Origin of the sequence: Shinella sp. JR1-6 (genome assembly GCF_004284735.1) — a bacterium.
Classification (GTDB): domain Bacteria; phylum Pseudomonadota; class Alphaproteobacteria; order Rhizobiales; family Rhizobiaceae; genus Shinella.
Map to the genome: position 1 here is coordinate 1 of NZ_SHMI01000098.1, position 1,865 is coordinate 1,865.

Below are 1,865 nucleotides of genomic sequence, written 5' to 3' on the forward strand. Positions count from 1 at the left end.
ACGGCAAAGCCCTTGCCGTGTTCGCCGGCACGGGCCGCCTCGACGGCGGCGTTGAGGGCGAGAAGGTCGGTCTGGCGGGCGATTTCCTGCACGATGGAGATCTTTTCCGCGATGGTGCGCATGGCGCCGACGGCGCGGCCGACGGCTTCGCCCGATGCCTCGGCATCCTTGGCGGACTGGCGGGCGATCTTTTCGGTTTGGGCGGCGTTGTCGGCGTTCTGCTTGATGTTGGAGGCCATCTCTTCCATCGAGGCGGAAGCCTCTTCGGCGGAAGACGCCTGTTCCGTCGCGCCCTGGGAGAGCTGTTCCGAGCTTGCCGAAAGCTCCTGGCTGCCGGAGGAGACGTTGTTGGCGGCGGAAAGCGCATCGCCGACGACGCCGCGCAGGCGCTCCACCATGCTTTCCAGCGACAGGCCGAGCGTGTCCTTGTCGGACAGCGGCTTCGGCGTCACGGTCAGGTCGCCATTGGCAATCTGGTCGGCGATGGTCGCCGTGTTGCGCAGGTTGCCGGTCATGACATTGATCGTATCGACAAGGTCCTTGATCTCGTCGTTCGTCTTGATCTCGACATTCTGGTCGAGGTCACCGATGGCGACGGCCTCGGCGACGGACTTGATCTTCTTGAGGCCGCTGTTGATGCCGAGTGCGAGCCAGACGGCCGCGCCGACGGCGAGCACCAGGGCGATGCCGGCAATGACGAGGATGAGGTTACGTGTCGTTGCGTAGAGGTTGTCGGTATCCTCGTCCGCCTTCGTCATCAGCCCCTTGTTGCTTTCGATGCGGACGTTGATCGTCTTTTCGATCTCGTCCATCAGGCTGCGGCTTTCCGTGGAGACGATACGGACCGCCTCCGTCGAATTGCCGGCGGCGACGAAGGAGCGGATCTTGTCATCAATGCGGACGAGCTGCTTTTCTTTCTCGGCGACATCCTGCCACTGCTGGACGGCAACCGGGTCGGTCGAAAGGCTGATCAGATTGGCAAGGGTTTCCTCGAACATCTGCCGGTTGCGATCGCCGGATTCGAGATGCGTGGCGGCTTCGCTGGAGTTGGTGGAAAGGGCAAGGTTCATCTGCGCGCGCGCCAGACGAAGCTGGTAGTTCGCAAGGTTCTGCGCTGCCTCGAGGCGCGCGGAAGGACCGGCGAGCATGTCGGAAATCGCCTGATTGAGCGAAGCAAGGCTCAGGATGGCATAGATGGAGGTGCCAGCCATCATCAGGATGATGGCGCCGAAGGCAACGGCCAGTTTGAGTTTGATGGTAAAGCGCATCTCGTAGGGGCTCCTTTGGTCGCAGATGCCGTTCTTGGGCAGGGTACCCGGAGGCCGGGACCCGTTATGCGAGAAGACCGATACACTCACCCTTCCGCGGGCCGTTCTTGGCCCTTCCACCGGCGCCTACACACGCCGGGTCGACGGTGCGGCGCATCCGTTGCCGGATGCGCCGCGATTTTTGTCCGATCAGGCGCTTTCGCGGAAATCCGCGTCGTCGGCGTCGGGGCCACCCATCGACATGTCGAGGGCAAAGCCGTTGGTGTTGCGGGCGGCCTTGCCGGCCGTCGGTGCCGGGCGGTGGGCCGGGGAAGCGGCCGGACGCTTGGCGATGACGGGGGCAGCCATTTTCGCTGCGGTCACCCGCAGCTTTTCGGCGTGGTTCGGCTCCTTGCGGGCCGAGTTTTCAACCCGGAAGAAGGCGATCGAGGCCTGAAGTTCTTCCGCCTGGGCGGCCAGCTCTTCCGACGTCGCCGACATCTCTTCCGAGGCGCCGGCATTCTGCTGGGTGACCTTGTCAAGCTGCTGGATCGCCTCGTTGATCTGCGAGGCGCCGATGTCCTGCTCGCGGCAGGCGGCGGAGATTTCCGAGACCAG

General features: G+C 63.9%; 1 protein-coding gene and 1 pseudogene. Both read right to left on the reverse strand.

The annotated features are described in order from the left end of the window. A partial coding sequence (locus tag EXZ48_RS34455; protein WP_130521556.1) for a methyl-accepting chemotaxis protein occupies positions 1–1,268 on the reverse strand: 1,268 nt, incomplete at its 3' end. Positions 1,269–1,457: 189 nt separating this feature from the next. Beyond that, positions 1,458–1,865, reverse strand: a pseudogene (locus EXZ48_RS34460) (methyl-accepting chemotaxis protein); the annotation flags it as partial.